This window comes from Streptomyces sp. NPDC021356 (genome assembly GCF_040641015.1).
Lineage (GTDB): Bacteria > Actinomycetota > Actinomycetes > Streptomycetales > Streptomycetaceae > Streptomyces.
On sequence record NZ_JBFACU010000009.1, the window covers coordinates 136,269 to 154,021 of the forward strand.

Annotated in this window: 15 protein-coding genes; 7 read left to right on the plus strand and 8 right to left on the minus strand. The window is 73.3% G+C overall.

Annotated elements, in window-relative coordinates; translation table 11 throughout:
- Positions 1 to 93: 93 nt before the first annotated feature.
- Genes AB0G56_RS14390 through AB0G56_RS14400 form a run of 3 tightly spaced genes read right to left on the minus strand, consistent with a single transcriptional unit; the run spans position 94 to position 1,725 of the window.
- Positions 94 to 660: an isochorismatase family protein gene (locus AB0G56_RS14390; protein ID WP_360968705.1), complete on the minus strand. Its 567-nt coding sequence runs from the start codon at positions 658 to 660 to the stop codon at positions 94 to 96.
- Complete coding sequence (locus AB0G56_RS14395; protein WP_360968708.1) at positions 657 to 917, minus strand: DUF397 domain-containing protein; 261 nt, start codon at positions 915 to 917, stop codon at positions 657 to 659. Before AB0G56_RS14395 ends, AB0G56_RS14390 begins: the two co-directional genes overlap by 4 nt.
- Positions 898 to 1,725 (minus strand): helix-turn-helix transcriptional regulator, encoded by an 828-nt coding sequence (locus tag AB0G56_RS14400; RefSeq protein WP_360968711.1) that lies wholly within the window; start codon positions 1,723 to 1,725, stop codon positions 898 to 900. Before AB0G56_RS14400 ends, AB0G56_RS14395 begins: the two co-directional genes overlap by 20 nt.
- Before the next feature lie 144 nt (positions 1,726 to 1,869).
- On the opposite strand from AB0G56_RS14400, the gene AB0G56_RS14405 reads away from it, so the two are divergent.
- Entirely contained in the window at positions 1,870 to 2,259 is a 390-nt protein-coding gene (locus AB0G56_RS14405; RefSeq protein ID WP_360969103.1) for an ATP-binding protein, read from the plus strand.
- Here the strand turns inward: AB0G56_RS14405 and AB0G56_RS14410 are convergent.
- Positions 2,253 to 6,422, minus strand: coding sequence for a S8 family serine peptidase (locus AB0G56_RS14410; protein WP_360968714.1), 4,170 nt, complete (start codon positions 6,420 to 6,422; stop codon positions 2,253 to 2,255). The two genes, AB0G56_RS14405 and AB0G56_RS14410, sit on opposite strands and share 7 nt — an antisense overlap.
- A 153-nt stretch (positions 6,423 to 6,575) precedes the next feature.
- On the opposite strand from AB0G56_RS14410, the gene AB0G56_RS14415 reads away from it, so the two are divergent.
- Entirely contained in the window at positions 6,576 to 7,550 is a 975-nt protein-coding gene (locus tag AB0G56_RS14415) for a helix-turn-helix domain-containing protein (protein ID WP_360968717.1), read from the plus strand.
- Positions 7,551 to 7,579: 29 nt separating this feature from the next.
- On the opposite strand, the gene AB0G56_RS14420 is transcribed toward AB0G56_RS14415, so the two are convergent.
- A complete protein-coding gene (locus AB0G56_RS14420) occupies positions 7,580 to 8,599 on the minus strand; it encodes an aldo/keto reductase (RefSeq protein WP_360968720.1) in 1,020 nt (339 codons plus the stop codon).
- Positions 8,600 to 8,754: 155 nt separating this feature from the next.
- Between AB0G56_RS14420 and AB0G56_RS14425 the strand changes: the two genes are divergently transcribed.
- Positions 8,755 to 9,351: a helix-turn-helix domain-containing protein gene (locus tag AB0G56_RS14425; protein WP_360968723.1), complete on the plus strand. Its 597-nt coding sequence runs from the start codon at positions 8,755 to 8,757 to the stop codon at positions 9,349 to 9,351.
- Between the two features lie 29 nt (positions 9,352 to 9,380).
- On the opposite strand, the gene AB0G56_RS14430 is transcribed toward AB0G56_RS14425, so the two are convergent.
- Together AB0G56_RS14430 and AB0G56_RS14435 are read right to left on the minus strand one after the other, a co-directional pair.
- Positions 9,381 to 10,979, minus strand: coding sequence for a glycosyltransferase family 39 protein (locus AB0G56_RS14430; RefSeq protein ID WP_360968726.1), 1,599 nt, complete (start codon positions 10,977 to 10,979; stop codon positions 9,381 to 9,383).
- Position 10,980: 1 nt separating this feature from the next.
- Positions 10,981 to 13,014 (minus strand): phosphatase PAP2 family protein, encoded by a 2,034-nt coding sequence (locus tag AB0G56_RS14435; protein WP_360968729.1) that lies wholly within the window; start codon positions 13,012 to 13,014, stop codon positions 10,981 to 10,983.
- Between the two features lie 691 nt (positions 13,015 to 13,705).
- Here AB0G56_RS14435 and proP point away from each other — a divergent pair.
- Positions 13,706 to 15,073, plus strand: a complete 1,368-nt coding sequence (gene proP, locus AB0G56_RS14440) for a glycine betaine/L-proline transporter ProP (protein ID WP_360968731.1) — start codon at positions 13,706 to 13,708, stop codon at positions 15,071 to 15,073.
- Positions 15,074 to 15,330: 257 nt separating this feature from the next.
- A complete protein-coding gene (locus AB0G56_RS14445; RefSeq protein WP_360968734.1) occupies positions 15,331 to 16,002 on the plus strand; it encodes an O-methyltransferase in 672 nt (223 codons plus the stop codon).
- A 37-nt stretch (positions 16,003 to 16,039) separates the two neighbouring features.
- Here the strand turns inward: AB0G56_RS14445 and AB0G56_RS14450 are convergent, their stop codons facing one another.
- Positions 16,040 to 16,432 (minus strand): hypothetical protein, encoded by a 393-nt coding sequence (locus AB0G56_RS14450; RefSeq protein WP_360968737.1) that lies wholly within the window; start codon positions 16,430 to 16,432, stop codon positions 16,040 to 16,042.
- A 150-nt stretch (positions 16,433 to 16,582) separates the two neighbouring features.
- Between AB0G56_RS14450 and AB0G56_RS14455 the strand changes: the two genes are divergently transcribed.
- Together AB0G56_RS14455 and AB0G56_RS14460 are read left to right on the plus strand one after the other, a co-directional pair.
- A complete protein-coding gene (locus tag AB0G56_RS14455) occupies positions 16,583 to 17,017 on the plus strand; it encodes a DUF1992 domain-containing protein (protein ID WP_360968740.1) in 435 nt (144 codons plus the stop codon).
- Between the two features lie 41 nt (positions 17,018 to 17,058).
- Complete coding sequence (locus AB0G56_RS14460) at positions 17,059 to 17,649, plus strand: GNAT family N-acetyltransferase (RefSeq protein WP_360968742.1); 591 nt, start codon at positions 17,059 to 17,061, stop codon at positions 17,647 to 17,649.
- The last annotated feature ends 104 nt before the right edge of the window (positions 17,650 to 17,753 follow it).

A 17,753-nucleotide genomic window follows, 5' to 3' on the forward strand; every position in this document is an offset into this window, starting at 1 on the left:
GTAGTGGAGGCCCGTCATCGGCGTGGTGCGGATCGGCTGTTCACACCCACCGCAGACCGCGACTCGTCGGCGCCGACAGGTGGGGCAGCGCCATCACTGGCCCGCGCCGCCCCCGAAGTCCACGTCCGCGCTGTCCACGGTCCCGCCCTTGCGGCCCGGTGCCGCCTGGCGGCTCCAGTACAGGTTGGTGTGCGCGATCACCTGCTCCACCGGCGGAGCGCCCCAGCTCGTCAGGTCACCCGTGGTGTGGGCGTCGCCGACCAGGACCGTGTCGTACCCCCGCACGAACGCGCCGTGCAGCGTGGAGCGGATGCAGGCATCGGTCGCCACGCCGGTCACGAAGAGCCGGCCGACGCCGCGCTCCGCCAGCACGGTCTCCAGGGTGGTGCCCTCGAAAGAGTCGCCGTAGTTCTTGTGGACGAGGGGTTCCCCCTCCGCCGGCTTCAGCTCGGGGACGATCCGCCAGCCGTCGCTGCCCTTCACCAGCTCGTCGTCGGAGTGCTGCACCCACACGACCGGCACGTCGGCACTCCGGGCGCGCTCGACCAACGTGGCGATGTTGGCCACGACCGTGTCCCGAGCGTGCATCCCCTTCACGGCGTCCACCTGGACGTCGACGACGAGCAGCGCGGTACCGGGCCGGTTCGGGAGCGTGGTCATCGCTGCCCGGCCTCCGAGGCCCAGCCCACGAAGCTCGCGAACGCCCCGGGCCGGAAGGTGAGCACCGGCCCGGCGGCCACCTTCGAGTCGCGTACGGCGACGGTGGTGTGGGGGGTGTCGGCGACCTCTACGCAGTCGCCACCTTGGTCGCTGCTGTACGTGGACTTGCGCCAGGCCAGGGACCCGAGCGGCGCGCACTCCACGCAGTTGCCGCCCTGGTCTCCGCTGTAGCTGGACTTACGCCACTTGCTTCCCATAGCGGTCCTCCATCACGCTCCGGATCAGCGCCGCCGAGTCCCCGAGGGAGAGTGCGGCAGCCTGGAGGTGATCGTAACGGAGCGAACAGTCGTTGACAGTGTCCGGGTTGGCGGTCGGATGCCCGCTGCCATAGCTCTCCGTGTAGACGATCGTCGGATCGCTCGCGAAGCGATAGACATCGAATGAGCCTTGCAAACCCGCGTGTGCCCCGGACGAGAAGGGCAGGATCTGGACGTTGATCCGAGGGTTGCCCTCGAACGCCAACAGGTGTGCGAGTTGCTCTCGCATGACTTCCCGCCCACCGATCCGCTGGCACAGCGCGGCTTCGCCGAGCACCACCCAGAAAACCGGCGGCCGTTCCCTCTCGAAGATGCGCTGCCGAGCGAGCCGGACAGCTGTGCGGTCGTCGAGGTCGGTCTGGTCGAGTGCTCCGAGCACGGTACGCGCGTAAGTCCTCGTCTGAAGGAGACCCGGCACCATGTAGGGCTCGAAGGAGTAGATCTCCGTGGCCCTCCCCTGCAACTCCGCCACCTGCTGGAACCAAGCCGGAAGCTGGCTGCGCATCACCAGGATGACGAGCCGGGACAACGTCCCGCCCGTCCCCAGTGCCGCGTCCACCCGTTCGCTGAACTCCTGCGTCGGCAGCTTCCGGGCCGTCTCCACCTGTCCCACCAGCGACGCCGTGTAGTTGACGATCTCCCCCAACTGCCGTTGGGTCAGGCCCGCCGCCTCCCGCAGCCGCCGTAGCTCGTAGCCGTAGTAGTCGAGCGGCGAGGCGCCCGGGTCGAGGACATTGATGTTGGTCACGCACGGTCCCCTTTCCACGGGACGCCCACGGGCGGACCCGTTGTGTTCGTTCAGTGGCACAGCGTAGTGACGGCACGTCAGTCTCGTCCCGTGAACGACTACTTCCCCTCGGTACTGGCGGGTCCCCGCTCCGCCCAGTACCGCATGACCTTCACCGCCGGTGAGCATTCGGCGCGGCACATCCGCCGTATCGTCCGCTCGTACCTGGCCGAATGGGACCTTGCCGAGCTGGCCGACGCCGTGGAACTGGCCGTGACCGAGCTGGTCGCCAACGTCGTACGGCACGTCCCGGACCGCCGCTGCACGCTGCTGTTGCTGCGGCAGACGGCCGGGATCCGGGTGGAGGTCGCGGACAGCTCGCCCGAACTGCCCGCGACCCCGGTCGGCTTGTCACCGGACGCGGAGGGCGGGCGCGGTCTGCTGCTGATCGACGCGGTGGTGGACAAGTGGGGCGTGGAGCCGGATCGGGAGGGCGGCAAGACCGTGTGGTTCGAGTGTGGTCCCGCCGCCCTCCCGCCCCGCTCGACTCAGTAGCTGAACTGCTGGATCTGCGCGTCGTACGGGCCGAAGGTCCAGCCCGTCCGGGTCGCCGGGTCGAGCTGGACGGCGTTCTGCGTGCCGCCGTGGCCGGAGGCGAGGAAGCCGGTCAGGGTGCGGATCACCTGGCCGGTGGTGAGGTCGACGACGGCCAGTTGGCTGGTGGCGTTGTTGTCCGCGATCACCATCGCCTGGGAGCCGAAGAAGGCCTTGCCGACCGGGGTCGGGAAGGAGACGACGGCGATCTTGTGGGTGCCGTCCACGGCGAGTGCGAGCGGCTTGCCCCGGCGTACGGCGATCGAGTCGCCCGCGGTGCCGGTCTGCTCGTCGAGGGCGCCGAGGGTCGCCGTCGGCACGATGTTGACGCTGACCATCGTGGCGGACAGGTTGTACAGCGACCCGGCGCCGTCGGAGGCGATGCCGTGGCTGCACGCGGAGGTGGAGCCCGCCTTGGTGGCCGTGCGGGTGTCGAGGTCGACGCGGGCCACCGTGGCCAGGCCGAGGCAGTTGTAGGGGCCTGCGGGGCGGGCCAGGAAGACGTGTCCCGAGGCGTTGTCGACGGTGAGCAGGCCGTAGGAGCCGGGGGTGGTCCCGTCCGGGTCGGCCGGGACCGGTTCCGCGGCGATGCCGGTGGCGAGGTCGACGGGCAGGACGACGTCCTTGCCGGACCGGTGCAGGAGCAGGGCGCCCCGCCCGTGGACGGTGTCCACCCGGCCCATGACATAGGTGTCGTCGGGGGCGGACAGCACGGTCGTGCCGAGGAGTTGGTCCGTGGCGGTGTTCCAGGTCTCGACGCGTACGCCGGCGCCGGGCGCCGTGCGGTGCACGAGCAGGGTTCGGTCGGCGGTGGCGCCGAGGACCTCGTAGGAGGACTCGTCGGAGTGGTCGGCGGTGATGACGGCTCCGTACCGGCCGCTCGTCGTGGAGTAGTGCCGTACCTCGGTTCCGGAGTCGGTGGCCAGCGCGGCCACGGAGTGCTCGCCGGCCGCGGCGAAGCTCAGGACGCCCGCGCCGCCGGGGGCGAGTCCGTCGTCGTAGGTCAGCGTGGACTGCGGCGAGGCCTGGCCGACGACCTGCCCGCGCCCGTCCAGGGCGAGGACGCGGACGCCGTACACGTCCGAGCTGGTCAGGCCCAGTTGGCCCGCGTCCAGGCGGACCGTGCCCGAGCGGCCGGGCAGCGTGCGGTGCAGGACGGAGGGGGTGTTCACGCCGTCGTGGTCGAGCCGGGTGCCGTTGGCGTTGGTGAAGGTGTTGACGGCGCCGTAGAGAGTGGGGCCGGGGGCCGAGAACTCGACCTGGGCCGCGTGTGCCCCGTGGACGGCGGACACGTCGTAGCGCAGCGTGAGGGCGGAGGCGGCGCGGCTGACCTCGGCCGTGTGGCCTGTGGTGCCGTTCGCTCCGGTGAGGGTGGGGGCCGCCGGGCGGTCGGCGGCGGTGGCGCCGGTGACCCGGATCGGCGCGAACTCGCCGTAGACGGAGAGCCGGGGGTTGTCCTGGCCGAAGCCCGACTGGACGACGCCGACGCCGTAGAGGCCGCCGCCGCCCGCGAAGGCCTCGGCCGGGATGGTGACGGTGCCCTTCTTCTCGGTCAGCTCCTGGTTCCAGGCGGCGCTGAACACCGGGGCGAGGACCGGGTTCCAGTGGCCGACCGTGGAGACCACCAGGTGCGGCGAGGAGGTGTTCGCGACGCCGGTCAGGTCGTAGGAGACGGTGACGGACCTGCCCGCCGGGACGGTCGCCGGGGCCTTGGGGGCCGGGGCCTCGGTGAAGGTGCCGTCGCTGGGGCCGACGGTGAGGGTGCGGGTGGCGGTGGCGCGGGTGCGGCCGTCCTCCAGGACCCGGTAGGTGACGGTGACCTGGCGGTCGGTGGTGGCGGTGAGGGGCAGGCCCGCGGCGGCGAGGAGCTGGGCCGGGGTCAGCCGTATCGCCGGGGTGTGCGAGCGGAAGGTCTGCTTGCCCACGGTGAGCGCGTACGTGGCGTGCGGGCCGGCGCCGGTGACGTCACCGGCGATGGTGACCGGGCCGACGAGCCCCTCGCCGTCGCCGCCGGACGCCCGGTCGCCCAGGTCGATGCGGTCCTGGTCGGTGGTCTCCAGGAACGAGCCGCCGAGGCTGTCGCGGGTGACGCGGTGCGCGACGGACAGCCGGACGACGGCGGGAGCGCGGTGCCGCGAACTGCCTTTCCCGGTGGCCGCGTCATGCGTGTCGGTGCCGAGTACCTTCTGCACGGCCGCCGTGACGTCGATCTGCGGGCCCACGTGCAGGGTCCGGTCGATCTGCGGCGGGGTCGGGACGGGCCGGCCGGTCGTTTCGAGGACCTGGCGCACCGCGGCCGGGCTCAGCCGGTGCCCGGCGAGGCGGCCCGCCTGGAGCACCACGGCCGCCGCGGCGGCGATCTCGGGCGCGGAGGCGGAGGTGCCGCCGCTCAGTGACACGGCGACGTCGTGCGCGCCGCCACCGCCCGGGTGGGAGAAGGCGAGGATGTTGTCGCTGGGCGCCGAGAGGTCGACGCGGCTGCCGAAGCCGGAGGAGAAGGAGCCCTCGCCGCTGATCCGGGTCTCGGCGGTCGTCGCCGGTCCGTCGGTGCCGCCGGCGAGGATGTCGTCCAGGGTGGTGCCGCCCGCGGCGATCGCCCCGCTGTCGGGGACCCGGGTGGGCGTCGTGGACCGCGCGTCGTCGTCGATGTCTGTGGCCCGGCGGTCGTCGCGGGCCAGGTCGGTGGGGGTGCTGCCGCCGTCGGGGCCGACCGCGGCCGGGGTGTAGAGGCGGGTGCCGTCGTTGGAGGAGATGGACACGACGACGCCCTCGCGCACGATGGAGGCGACCACCGAGCGGATGTACGGGTCGTCCTCCAGGTAGCGGCCGGGGAAGCCCTCGGTGTCGGTGCCGAAGCCGAGGCTGGCCGTGATGACGTCGGGCCGGGGCTTTTGGTGGGCGGCGGCCAGCAGGGTGCCCGCGAGCTGGTCCATGGTCGGCTGCTCGGGCACGACCAGGCGGTAGCCGGCGCCCGGGGCGATGCCCAGCAGGTCGGTGTAGCCGCTGCCGGTGGCGCCGGGTCGCTGGCGGTCGTGGGCGAGCGGGGACATGACGCTGAAGTCCAGGAGGACTTCGCCGAGCGTGGCGTCCTGGCCCTTGGTGGCGGCGCCGCCATCGAGCCCGCCGGAGGCGCGGGCCACGTACGCCGGTATCAGCGGCATCGACGGGAGGTCGAGGTAGCGCTGCCCGTCCTTGAGCACCGTCGTCGGGCCGTTGGCCTTGACGTAGTCGTCGCCCGCGTCTGCCATCGCCTGGTCGGTGAGGTCTCCGATGGAGACGTTGGTGACGATCTCGCCCTGGCCGGGCTGCTGTCCGTGCCGTCCCTGGAGCAGCGCGAAGGCGCCGACGGCGTCGACTCCGCCCGCGTTGAGGAAGGCCTGTGCGGAGTTGGTGAGCGTGTCGTTGGCGGGGACGCCGGGGACGGGCGCTCCGGAGGTGCCGGCTCCGGCGGCGGGCGCTCCGGAGGTGCCGGCTCCGGGGGCGGGGGCTCCGGAGGTGCCGGCTCCGGCGGCGGGGGCTCCCGGGGTGCCGTTCGCGGTGGCCGTGCGGCCGGGGGCGCTCGCGTGTGCCGTCTTCGGGAACGCGCGCAGCGTCTGCGCGGGCAGCGCCTTGGCGCCCGTGTTCATGGTGTTCACGTAGCGGTCGGGCTCCGCGTGGGCGACGCCCGGGGTGCCCTGGAGCGCCCGCGCCACGGCCACCGAGTCCTGCCGGCCGGTGTGCAGCACGTAGGAGCGGGCGAGCGAGGAGTCCGCGTGCTGCGCGAGCGGTTGCAGTGAAGTGGCGTCCACACTGCGGAACTTGGTGTTCAGCGCGGCGCTGCTGGTGCGCGCGGTGCGGGCCGCGACCCGGGTGCCGGGCACGGCGGCGCCCGTCACGGTCGTGCCCTCGTCGAGGGTGACCAGGACGGTGCCGGGCACCACGCCCTGGCGTTGCTCCGGTGGTTCGGGGGGCGTTCGTTGCGTGCCGGTCAGGGCGAGCGGCGGACGCGCGGCGGGGGCTGCCGCCGGGTGGGTCGCGGCCTGTGCGGGCAGCGCGAGTCCGACGGAGGCGACGGTCAGCACCAGCGCGCAGGAGACGCGGACGGTACGGCGGCGGTGGCTGCCCGGGGGGTGGGCACGGGGCATGGGGCACCTTCCGGTGGAGGGAGGAACGCCCTGCGTACGGCGGGGCGTGGGGCCCCTCGGAAGATGTCAACCGGTGCGGAAGAGGCGCAAGATGAGGACGATGGCCTGATTCCGCCACGTGGCGGCCGGTGGCCAAGGACGACCGGAGCGGACATGGAACTTGACGTTGTCGGACTCACCGCGGAAACGGAACTGCTGTACACCACCCTGGTCGGACGGCCCCGCAGCACCGCCACCCAACTCGCCGCGAACTGCGGTCTGTCCGTGAGTGCGGTGGGACGGCTCCTGGCCGCGCTGGTCAGGGACGGGCTGGCGGTACGGTCGGCGGGCCGGCCGCCGCTGTTCACCGCCGCCGCGCCGGACGTCGCCGTCACCGCGCTCATCCAGGACCGCGAGCACCGCCTGGACGCGGCCCGTTCCCTGGTGCAGCGGCTCACCGAGACCCACCGGGAGGCGCGGCGCATCAACTCGCCGGACATCGCGGTGGAGTTGCTGAGCGACCGGGACGACGTCAGCGCGGCGGTCCGCCGCCTCTACGACGGCTCCCGGCGGCAGGTCCGCGCCTTCGACCGGCCGCCCTACATCGACCGGCCGGGCAGCAACCTGGAGCACCAGGTGCAGCGGCAGCGCACCGGCGTGACCCACCGGGTGATCTACGACCGGGCGGCGGTGGCCTGGCCCGGGCGGCTGCTCGACGACATCCTGCCGAGCCTCCGGAGCGGCGAACAGGCCCGGGTCCGCGCCGAGTTGCCGCTCAAGCTGCTGATCGCCGACGACCACACGGGGATCATCCCGCTCAGTCTCGCGCCCGGCGGCCACTCGGCGGCGTACCTGGTGCACCGCTCGCCGATGCTCTCCGCCCTGGAGGCCCTGTTCGAGGCCGAGTGGGAGCGGGCGGCGCCGCTGACCGACACGCCGCGCGCCGCCGAGCGTCCGGGCGGCCCGGACGCGGAGACCCGGGCACTGCTCGCGCTGCTCACCTCGGGCGCCACGGACGCGGCCATCGCCCGTACGCAGGGCTGGAGTCCGCGCACCACACAGCGCCGTATCCACCGGCTGATGGCCGCACTGGGCGCGGCCACCCGCTTCCAGGCCGCCGCGCTGGCCGCCCGCAGGGGGTGGCTGTGAGGCGGCGGGCCCGGGGGCAGGTCTCCGGGTCAGCGGCGGCGCAGCGAGGCGTCGAGCAGGGACGGCGGGGTGTCGAGCTTCTCGTGCGGGGCGAGGTCGGTGCCGGGGGCGACGATCTCGTCGACGGCGTCCAGGACGTCGGCGGGCAGCACCGTGTCCGCGGCGGCGAGCTGCGCGCGCAGGTGGTCCAGGGTGCGGGGGCCGATGAGGGCGCTGGTCACGGCGGGGTGGGCGGTCACGAAGCCGAGGGCGAGCTGGATCAGGGTCAGGCCGGCCTCGTCGCCGACCCGGGCGAGCCGTTCGACCGCGTCGAGGCGGGCCCGGTTGGCGGGGGCGGTCAGGTCGAAGCGGTCCGGCAGGAAGCCGGAGCGGTGGGTGGTGATGTCGCGGCCCGCCCGGACGGCGCCCGACAGCCAGCCGGAGGCCAGCGGGCTCCACACCAGCACGCCGAGTCCGTACTCCTCGGTGACGGGCAGGACGTGGGTCTCGATGCCGCGTTGGAGCAGGGAGTAGCTGGGCTGCTCGGTGACGTAGCGGCTCAGGTGGTGGGTACGGGCGGCCCACTGCGCCTGCACGATGCGGTGAGCGGGGAACGTGGACGAGCCGAAGTAGCGGATCTTTCCGGCGCGTTGCAGGTCGGTCAGGGCCGAAAGGGTCTCCTCGTCGCTGGTGGCCGGGTCCCAGCGGTGGAGCTGGTAGAGGTCCACGTGGTCGACGCCGAGGCGGCGCAGGCTGTCCTCCAGCGCGGTGACCAGCCAGCGGCGGGAGCCGCCGCGGTGGTTGCGCTCCTCGCTCATCGGCATGCCCGCCTTGGTGGCGAGCACGACGTCGTCGCGGCGGCCGGCGATCGCCTTGCCGACCATCTCCTCGCTCTCGCCGGCGCTGTACATGTCGGCGGTGTCGATGAGGTTGATCCCGGCTTCGAGCGCGGTGTCCACGAGGGCGGTTGCCTCGTCCTGGGTGGTGCGGCCGATCCGGCCGAAGTTCATGGCGCCGAGCGCGAGGGCGCTGACCTGTACTCCGGTACGGCCCAGGGTGCGGTACTGCATGAGCTGGTTCCTCCGCGGGTGGGATGGGGCGTGGGTGGCCGGGGGGCTGCCGTTCTGGCATCATGAAGAAACGGAACAACGCTCCGGTAAGCCCGCCAGGAAAGATACGGAACGCTGTTCCGGTTTGGCAACCCCGCAGGGAAGGACACGGCACGGTGAGCGACAGGGACGAGGGCACGGATACGAGTACGGGCGCGCGGGCCAAACGGTCGGACGCCCGGCGCAACGAGGAGACGCTGCTCGACGCCGCCGCCGCGGTCTTCGTCACCTCGGGCGTGGAGGCGCCGGTACGCGACATCGCGGCCAAGGCCGGCGTCGGCATGGGCACGATCTACCGGCACTTCCCCACCCGCGCGGACCTCGTCGTCGCCGTCTACCGGCACCAGGTCGAAGCGTGCGCCGAGGCGGGCCCCGCCCTGCTGGAGAGCAGCGGGAGCCCGCACGCCGCGCTGGGCCGGTGGATCGACCTCTTCGTCGACTTCCTGGTCACCAAGCACGGCCTCGCCGCGGCGCTCCAGTCCGACGACGCGGGGTTCGAGACGCTGCACGCCTACTTCCTCGACCGTCTCGTCCCCGTCTGCGGCGACCTGCTCCGGGCCGCGGCCGACGCCGGCGAGATCCAGGCCGGCCTGTCGGCCTACGAGATGATGCGCGGCGTCGGCAACCTCTGCATCGGCGCGGAGAACGACCCCCGCTACGACGCGCGCCGCCTGGCCCAGCTGCTGGTCAGGGGGCTACGCCGAGCGAGCTGAGGGGAGCTGGGCGACGGCGGGGCCCCTCTTCACCGCGTGCAGTGCCCGGCGCGGACGTAGACGATCACCTGGGCGCCGTGGACGCGGGTGCGGGCGCAGACCTCGAAGCGGCGGCGCAGAACGTCCCGCTTGACGGCCTCCCGCGGAAACGGGTCAAGGGGCTGTCCGGCCGGGTCGGCGAGGGCGATGACGCGGTCGGCCGCGAGGAGGCGCCGCCGGATCGTCCCGGCGGGCAGTTCGGTGCCCTCCAGCGTGCCCGAGGCCGCGGGCGGGGCGGCGAGGGCCAGGTCGTCCAGGCGGCCGTAGAGCGCGGGGCGGGACAGCAGCCACTCGCGACGCCGGGCGGGCATGAACAGGACGGCGTCCCCGGGGCGGGCCAGGCGCCCGACCGCGCGGGAGACGGCGACCGCGTCGTCCTTGCGGCTCTCGGGGGAGCGGACCGCCAGCGACCAGGGCAGCAGGACCGCCACCGCCGCCGCGGCCGACAGGCAGACCACCAGGGCGCGGGGCGCCGGGGCCGACCGGAGGCGTGCGGCGAGCGCACGGTCCAGGGCGGCGCCCGCCAGCAGGGCGGCGCCCGTCATGCCGTAGATCACGTACCGGTCGACGTACCAGGGCTTGACCAGGGACACCGTCATCAGGAGCCCGGCCGGGGCGACCGCGAGCCACAGCCCCAGCCACACGAGGAGCGGGCGCCGTCCGGCGTCACCGTCGTCGCCGCCCGTGTCACTCGTCGCGCAACCTGTTCCGCCCACGCCCCTCATGCCACCCGTGCCGCCCCGGCCCCTCATGCCATCGGTGCCGCCCATGGCACTCATGCCACCGCTGCCGTCCCGCGCCGTTCGCCGCAGCAGCAGCCCGGCCAGCAGGGCGCAGGCCACCGCGACGGCCGCGTACTGGAGCCACATGGCCGGGCTCGGGCGCCCCAGCCAGCCCAGTTGCCGCTCCGCCTGGCGGGCGCTCACGGCGGCCAGGGGCAGCAGGACGACGATGACGGCGGCCGACGCGACCGCCCAGCGGCGCCACACCCGGCGCGGCACCCGCAGCCGCCACAGCGTCAGGCCGTGGGCGGCGAGCGCGAGGACGGCGAACTCGTGCAGCCGGCAGGCGAGCGCCAGAGCCGCCGCGTACCCCGCCCACCAGCGGCGGCGCGTCGAGTCCAGGGCGCGCACGAAGAGGTACGTCGCCCAGGTGACCGCCGCCGTGACCAGCGCGTAGGACCGGCCCTCCTGCGCGTACTGCTGGGTCACCGGCAGCAGGACGAATACCAGGCCGGCCAGGACGCCGGTTCGGCGGCCCGCCAGCCGGGCGCCGATCACCCCGACGCCCGCCGCCGCCACCGCCGTCGCCAGCACCGAGGGCAGCCGCAGGGCCGTGAGGCCGCCGTCCCACAGCGCGAACACGGCGTGCATGAGGAGGTAGTAGAGGCCGTGCACGGCGTCGATGTGGCCCAGCAGGTGCCACAGCTCCCGCGTCGAACGGTGGGCCACCTGGTACGTGACCGACTCGTCGCGCCACATGCTGCCGTGCCGGCCGATCCCCCACAGTCCCACGGCCACGGCGGCCCCGGCGGGCACCACCGCCGGGGCCGCCGCCCGCGCCGTCCGGCGGCCCCCCTCGCGCGCCATGTCAGCGCACGACCGGTACGGGTCCGGTCTTCTCGGGGTCCGCCACCGGGTGGGGCGCCGCCACCGCGCGGGGGCCCGACAGCAGGTGGCTCAGGGCGAAGCCCGCGCAGACCACCGTGGCACCGCCCACGGCGTCGAGCACCCAGTGGTTGGCGGTGCCCACGATCGCGGACACCGTGAACAGCGGGTGCAGCAGGCCGAGGACCTTCATCCACCACTTCGGCGCGACGACGGCGATCACCAGGCCGCACCACAGGGACCAGCCGAAGTGCAGCGACGGCATCGCGGCGTACTGGTTGGTGAGCGCGGTCATCGCGCCGTAGTCCGGCTTGGCGAAGTCCTGCACGCCGTGCACCGTGTCGATGAAGCCGAAGCCCGGCATCAGCCGGGGCGGGGCCAGCGGGTAGAGCCAGAAGCCGAGCAGGCCGAACAGGGTGGCGAACCCGAGGGCCGTGCGCGCCCACCGGTAGTCCACCGGCCGCCGGACGTAGAGCACGGCGAGGACCGCCAGCGGCACGACGAAGTGGAACGTCTCGTAGTAGTAGCTGAGGAAGTGGTCCAGCCAGGGCAGGCGGACCATCGCGTGGTTGGCCCAGTGCTCGATGTCGATGTGCAGGGCGTGCTCGACGGAGTGGATCTGGTGGCCGTGGCGCTCGGCGGTGGCCCGGCCCCCGCGGGCGACCAGCCGCACCTGGGAGTAGGCGGCGTAGGTGATGCGGATCAGGAGGAGTTCCAGGAGCAGGTTCGGGCGGGTCAGGACCCGCCGCAGGAACGGCGCCACCGGGACGTGCCGGAAGCGGGCCGGGACCGGGTCCGCGTACCGGGTGGGGGCCGGGGTCCGGAAGTACTCCGAGGCGCGGGACAGGAACGGCACGAAGGTCGCCGCCGCCAGCGCGGCCACCAGGACCGCGCTGTCGCGCACCGGGTCCAGGACCGCCATGCCCGGCAGCATCGTCCTGGCCGGCAGCGTCATCACCAGGACCACGGCCACCGGCCACACGTACCGGTCGCAGGCGCGCCGTCCGGCCCGTCCGGCGACCGCGAGCAGCACCCACAGCAGCTGGTGCTGCCAGGCGGTGGGCGACACGGCGATCGCGGCGCAGCCGGTGACGGCGACCGCGAGCAGCAGCTGCCCGTCGTGGGCGTAGCGCACGGCCCGGCGCAGGGCGAGGACGGCGACGGCCGCGCCCAGGACCAGGAAGAGGCCGATCTCCAGCGGCCCGGCCAGGCCGAACCGCAGCAGCGCGCCGTGCAGGGACTGGTTGGCCGGGCCGTCGGCCCGGCCGCCCAGGCCCACGCTGGCGATGTGGTGGATCCAGTACGTGGCGGAGTCGTGCGGCATGGCCGCCCAGGCGAGCGCCGTGCCCACGGCGAAGGTGGCGCCGGTGGCGGCGGCGGCCCGTCTGCGTCCGGTGCACCACAGCAGGGGGACGAGCAGCAGCATCGTGGGCTGGAGGGCGGCGGCGAGACCGACGAGGAGCCCGCAGGTCCGCTGCCCGCGGACGACGAAGAGGCCGAGCAGCACCAGCAGGACCGGCAGGACGCCCATCTGCCCGAGCCAGAACGCGTTGCGCACCGGCAGCGACAGCATGAGCAGGCTGATCGCGACGGGGGCGGCCGGCAGGGAGGCGCGGCGCCCGGCCGGGCGGGGCAGCGCGCGGGCGGCGATAAGGCCGATGGCGACGACCAGCAGGAGCGTGCCGAAGATCCAGCCCCAGCCGAGGGCGTCCTCGGCGGCGTTCGTCAGCGGCTTGAGGACAAGACCACCGAAAGGAGTGCCGGTGAACCGGGTCGAGTCGTACAGCGACCCCTTGACGTCCAGGACGCCGCCGGGGCCGACCCAGGTCTCCAGGTCCGTCAGCCGCTCCCCGCGCGGGGTGGTGAGAACGGCGGCCACCTGCCGTATCGCCAGGACCCCGGCGATCAGCCAGAGGCCCAGGCGGGCCGCGCGCAGACGTGCCCCGACGGGTGCGGCGGCCGCCGCCGCACCCGAGAAGGCCGCCACCGGTCCGCCGCTGTGCTCCGCATCCGCCACGCCCCGTCGGCCTCCCGCCCCGTTGGTCCCGCCTGCCGTGCGCGGGCACTCTCTTCCGTCCCGGCTCTTCCGTCCCGGTCTTCGGTCCCGGTCTTCTGGCCCGGTTTTCTGTCCCGGTACGCACCCTATGAGGCGCGCGACTCCGAGGTAAAAGACGCCGTGCGTCCCGGTTTCGCCTGCCACCGGCGCGTCCGTTGGCCGAATGACGACGGGTGGGCGGTCCCGGGCCATGGATCGGGGCCGCAGAGCGCGACAAGGATCACAACGCGGGGCCGTGCGGAACGCTCGGCAGCGGGCATACGTACCTGCGTATCAGGCATTTAGATGCGCTGTGCATCGAAGTGTTCACGATACGTAGGGGGACCAAGCGGTCGTATGGTCGATTTCAGGCCCGCCGCATTGGTCGCTTTTCGGCCACGCAATGTGCGGCCGGTTCCGGCCGCAGCGCTTGCGGACGTACGACCGGGCCCGCGACCGTGCGGGCCGGCTTCGGTCCGTACCCCGTGCGGGCCGGCTTCGGTCCGTACCCCGTGCGGGCCGGCTTCGGTCCGTACCCCGTGCGGGCCGGCTTCGGTCCGTACCCGTGCGGGCCGGCTTCGGTTCGCGCTCGGCGCGGGCCGGTTCGACCCGCCGACAGCGCCGCCGCGTGGGTCGTGTCCCTGCCCCCGTCGAAAGGTAGGCGAGCGAAGCCTTGTCGGCTGCCACCCTCACCGCGCCCCGTTCCGTTTCCCTCACCAAGAACCGCTCCGACGCCACCGTCACCGACCCGGCACTCGTCCGGCGCGCCGTGAAGGCCGCCGCGCTGGGCAACGCGATGGAGTGGTTCGACTTCGGTGTCTACAGCTACATCGCGGTGACCCTGGGCAAGGTCTTCTTCCCGTCCGGCAATCCCACGGCCCAGCTGCTCTCCACCTTCGGCGCCTTCGCCGCGGCCTTCCTGGTCCGACCCCTCGGCGGCATGGTCTTCGGCCCGCTCGGCGACCGGATCGGCCGCCAGAAGGTGCTGGCCGTCACCATGATCATGATGGCCGCGGGCACCTTCGCCATCGGCCTGATCCCGTCGTACGCGACCATCGGCGTCGGCGCCCCGATCCTCCTGCTGGCCGCCCGGCTGGTGCAGGGCTTCTCCACCGGCGGCGAGTACGCGGGCGCCTCCACCTTCATCGCCGAGTACGCCCCCGACCGGCGGCGCGGCTTCCTCGGCAGCTGGCTGGAGTTCGGCACACTCGCCGGGTACATCGGCGGCGCCGGCCTGGTGACCCTGATGACGGCGTTCCTGTCCTCGGACGACCTGACGTCCTGGGGCTGGCGGATCCCGTTCCTGATCGCGGGCCCCATGGGCATCATCGGCCTGTACCTGCGGATGCGCCTGGAGGAGACCCCGGCGTTCGCCGCCGAGGTCGAGAAGGCCGAGGCCGGCCGCCCCAAGGTGCCGCTGCGCGAGATGGTCGCGAGCCAGTGGAAGACGCTGCTGCTGTGCATGGGCCTGGTGCTGGTCTTCAACGTGACCGACTACATGCTGCTGTCGTACATGCCGAGCTACCTGACCAGCCAGCTCAAGTACGACGAGACGCACGGCCTGCTGGTCGTGCTGGCCGTGATGGCGCTGATGATGATCGTCCAGCCGTTCGCCGGCGCCCTCACCGACCGGGTCGGCCGGCGCCCGGTGATCGCGGCGGGCTGCGTGGGCTTCCTGTTCCTGTCGATCCCGGCACTGGTGCTGATCCGCCAGGGCAGCCTGCTGGCGGTGGGCCTGGGCATGGCCGCGCTCGGCCTGCTCCTGGTCTGTTTCACCGCGGCGATGCCGTCCGCCCTGCCGGCGCTGTTCCCGACCCGGGTGCGCTACGGCTCGCTGTCGATCGGCTTCAACATCTCCGTGTCGCTGTTCGGCGGCACGACCCCGCTGGTGGTCACGGCCCTGATCGGCGCGACCGGCAACATGATGATGCCCGCCTACTACATGATGGCGGCCTCGCTGATCGGCGGCGTGGCGGTGTGGTTCATGAAGGAGTCGGCCGGACGCCCGCTGCCGGGCTCGCCGCCGGCGGTGGAGTCCTGAAGGCCCTGAGGGCGAGACTCTGACGACGAGGCTCTGACGGAAGGGGTGGACGCGGCGGTGCCGCGTCCACCCCTTCCGTCCGTTCGGATCCCCTTCCGTCCGTTCGGCTCCCCCTTCCGCACGTCCGGGCCCCTGCGCGCCCCCGAGCCGATCGGCGGAAATTCCCCGAAACTGTTCCCTGCGGTCACCGCGCCGGGGCTATATTCGTTAGCACCGCTAGTTAGCGCATCTAACTAGGCACACGAAAGGCATGGTGCATGAGCGACTCGCAGCTCTGGGACGACGTGGACGCCTACTTCACCGCCCTGCTCTCCCCGGAGGACGAATCCCTCCAGGCCGCGCAGCGCGACAGCGACACGGAGGGCCTGCCGCACATCAACGTCACGCCGAACCAGGGCAAGCTGCTGCACCTGCTCGCACGCGTCCAGGGCGCCCGCAACGTCCTGGAGATCGGCACCCTCGGCGGCTACAGCACCATCTGGCTCGCCCGCGCCCTCCCCGCCGACGGCCGCCTGGTCACCCTGGAGTACGACGCCCACCACGCCGACGTCGCCCGCCGCAACATCGCCCACGCGGGTCTCGACCGGATCGCCGAGGTGCGGGTGGGCCCGGCCCTGGAGTCGCTGCCCAAGCTCGCCGACGAGAACCCGCCCCCCTTCGACCTGGTCTTCGTCGACGCCGACAAGGTCAACAACCCGCACTACGTGGAGTGGGCGCTGCGCCTCACCCGCACCGGCAGTCTGATCATCCTGGACAACGTGGTGCGCGGCGGCCGGGTGACCGACGCGGCGAGCACCGATCCGAGCGTGCGCGGCACCCGGGCCGCCCTCGAACTCATCGCCGGGCATCCCCGCCTGGACGGCACCGCGATCCAGACGGTCGGCAGCAAGGGCTACGACGGCTTCGCGATCGCCCGCGTGCTGGACTAGGGTCTGCCGCTCCCCGTTCGGACCATGCGGGTCGGATTCACACGTCGTGGTAGAAGCCCACGTTCAGGCTGCGCGGGCTGGTGCGGTCGTGGACCACGATCTCGCCCGCGCCGCCCCGGGGCAGCGCCGCCGTCGCGCCGTAGGCGAGCGGCCGCGCGGCCGTGCCGATCGTCAGGCGGACCTCGGAGGACGGCTCGGGCCGCGAACCGCGCAACCAGGTGACCTGCCAGGATCCCTCCGGACCGCAGCGGAACTCCAGGTGGACCCGGGAGACGAACAGCCAGTCGTCGGGCGTCACCAGGCGGCACACGGCTCGATCCCGGCCGACGCGCAGCACGGCACCCGGGTCGCTGGGCGCGTCGGCCATCAGCATGCCGGCCGTGGCGCCCGCGTCCGTGCCGGAGACGGAGGCCATGGTGAGTTCGAGCACGTGCGCTCCTCGTGGTTCGGGGCGCGCCGGGCCGCAGCCTGTGCCGCGGGTCCGGCCGTGCGCGCCAACGCCTTTGGCGGAGCGCCCGGTTGACGCACCGCGGCGGCATGATAAATCGCCTGGGCGGGGCGCGTCCGGCACAATGTCCTCATGACCGAGCGAAAGCCACCGGGTGTGCCGTTCGAGTCGTGGGTCGAGAAGGAGATCCGTGACGCGCAGGGGCGCGGCGACTTCGACCGGCTGCCCGGGGCGGGCAAGCCCCTGCCGGACGACACCACGTACGACGAACTGTGGTGGGTCAAACGCAAGATGGCGCGCGAGGGCCTGTCCGTCCTGCCGCCGTCGCTCGCCCTGCGCAAGGAGGCCGAGGACGCGCTGGCGGCAGCGTACGCGGCGCCCTCGGAGCGCGTCGTGCGGAAGATCATCGCGGACATCAACACGAAGATCCTCGACATGATGCTCAAGCCACCGCCCGGCCCCCCGCTGGGCCTGAAGCGGTACGACGTGGAAGAGGTCGTCCGCGAGTGGCACGAGCGGCGCGGGCTGCGGGGCACCCGGACGGCGGGCGGACAGGGACGCGGATAACCGGTTGCGTGGCCCCCCGGCCCCACGCCGAGAATGTCCGCATGCCGCCCAGGACCGACGCCACGCCCCCGCTCCCGCGCCCGCCCACGTCTTCGGCCGGGGCCGCCTCCACCACCGCGGGGGCGAGCGCGTCCGGGGCCGCGTCCTGGACCGTGGCCCCCGAGCCGTACGACTCCCCCGTCGCCGTCGCGCTCTGGCGGGCGTACTACACCGAGGTCAGTGACCGCTGGTACCTGCTGCACGAGGGCCACCGCACCGACCCCGCCGAGCTGGAGCGCGAGATCGCCGCCCGCACCGGCTCCGAACTCGTCCCGCCCACCGGTCAGTTGCTGGTCGGCCGGTACGGCGGCCGGCCGGCGGGCACGGCGGGGGTACGGCTGCTGGACCCGGCCACCGCCGAACTGACCCGGGTCTTCCTGCACGAGCAGGTGCGTGGCCGGGGCGGTGCGGCGCTGCTGGTCGGCGCCGCCGAGGACGCGGCCCGTGCGCTCGGCGCCCGGCGGATGATCCTGGACACCCGCGGCGACCTGGTGGAGGCCCGCGCCCTGTACGCGCGGCTGGGCTACACGGAGACCGGACGGCACAACGACGACCCCTACGCCGAGCACTGGTACAGCAAGCCGCTCGCCTGAGCCCTGACACGCGTACCGGGACCTCTGCCGCGCCCTGACACGCGTACCGGGGCGTCTGCCGAGCCCTGACACGCCTACCGGGACCTCTGCCGAGCCCTGACACG

Coding starts and splice junctions, on each gene's coding strand:
- AB0G56_RS14390 (WP_360968705.1), bottom strand. CDS start 660: ATGACCACGCTCCCGAACCGGCCCGGTACCGCGCTGCTCGTCGTCGAC.
- AB0G56_RS14395 (WP_360968708.1), bottom strand. CDS start 917: ATGGGAAGCAAGTGGCGTAAGTCCAGCTACAGCGGAGACCAGGGCGGC.
- AB0G56_RS14405 (WP_360969103.1), top strand. CDS start 1,870: ATGACCTTCACCGCCGGTGAGCATTCGGCGCGGCACATCCGCCGTATC.
- AB0G56_RS14410 (WP_360968714.1), bottom strand. CDS start 6,422: ATGCCCCGTGCCCACCCCCCGGGCAGCCACCGCCGCCGTACCGTCCGC.
- AB0G56_RS14415 (WP_360968717.1), top strand. CDS start 6,576: ATGGAACTTGACGTTGTCGGACTCACCGCGGAAACGGAACTGCTGTAC.
- AB0G56_RS14420 (WP_360968720.1), bottom strand. CDS start 8,599: ATGCAGTACCGCACCCTGGGCCGTACCGGAGTACAGGTCAGCGCCCTC.
- AB0G56_RS14430 (WP_360968726.1), bottom strand. CDS start 10,979: ATGGCGCGCGAGGGGGGCCGCCGGACGGCGCGGGCGGCGGCCCCGGCG.
- AB0G56_RS14445 (WP_360968734.1), top strand. CDS start 15,331: ATGAGCGACTCGCAGCTCTGGGACGACGTGGACGCCTACTTCACCGCC.
- AB0G56_RS14455 (WP_360968740.1), top strand. CDS start 16,583: ATGACCGAGCGAAAGCCACCGGGTGTGCCGTTCGAGTCGTGGGTCGAG.
- AB0G56_RS14460 (WP_360968742.1), top strand. CDS start 17,059: ATGCCGCCCAGGACCGACGCCACGCCCCCGCTCCCGCGCCCGCCCACG.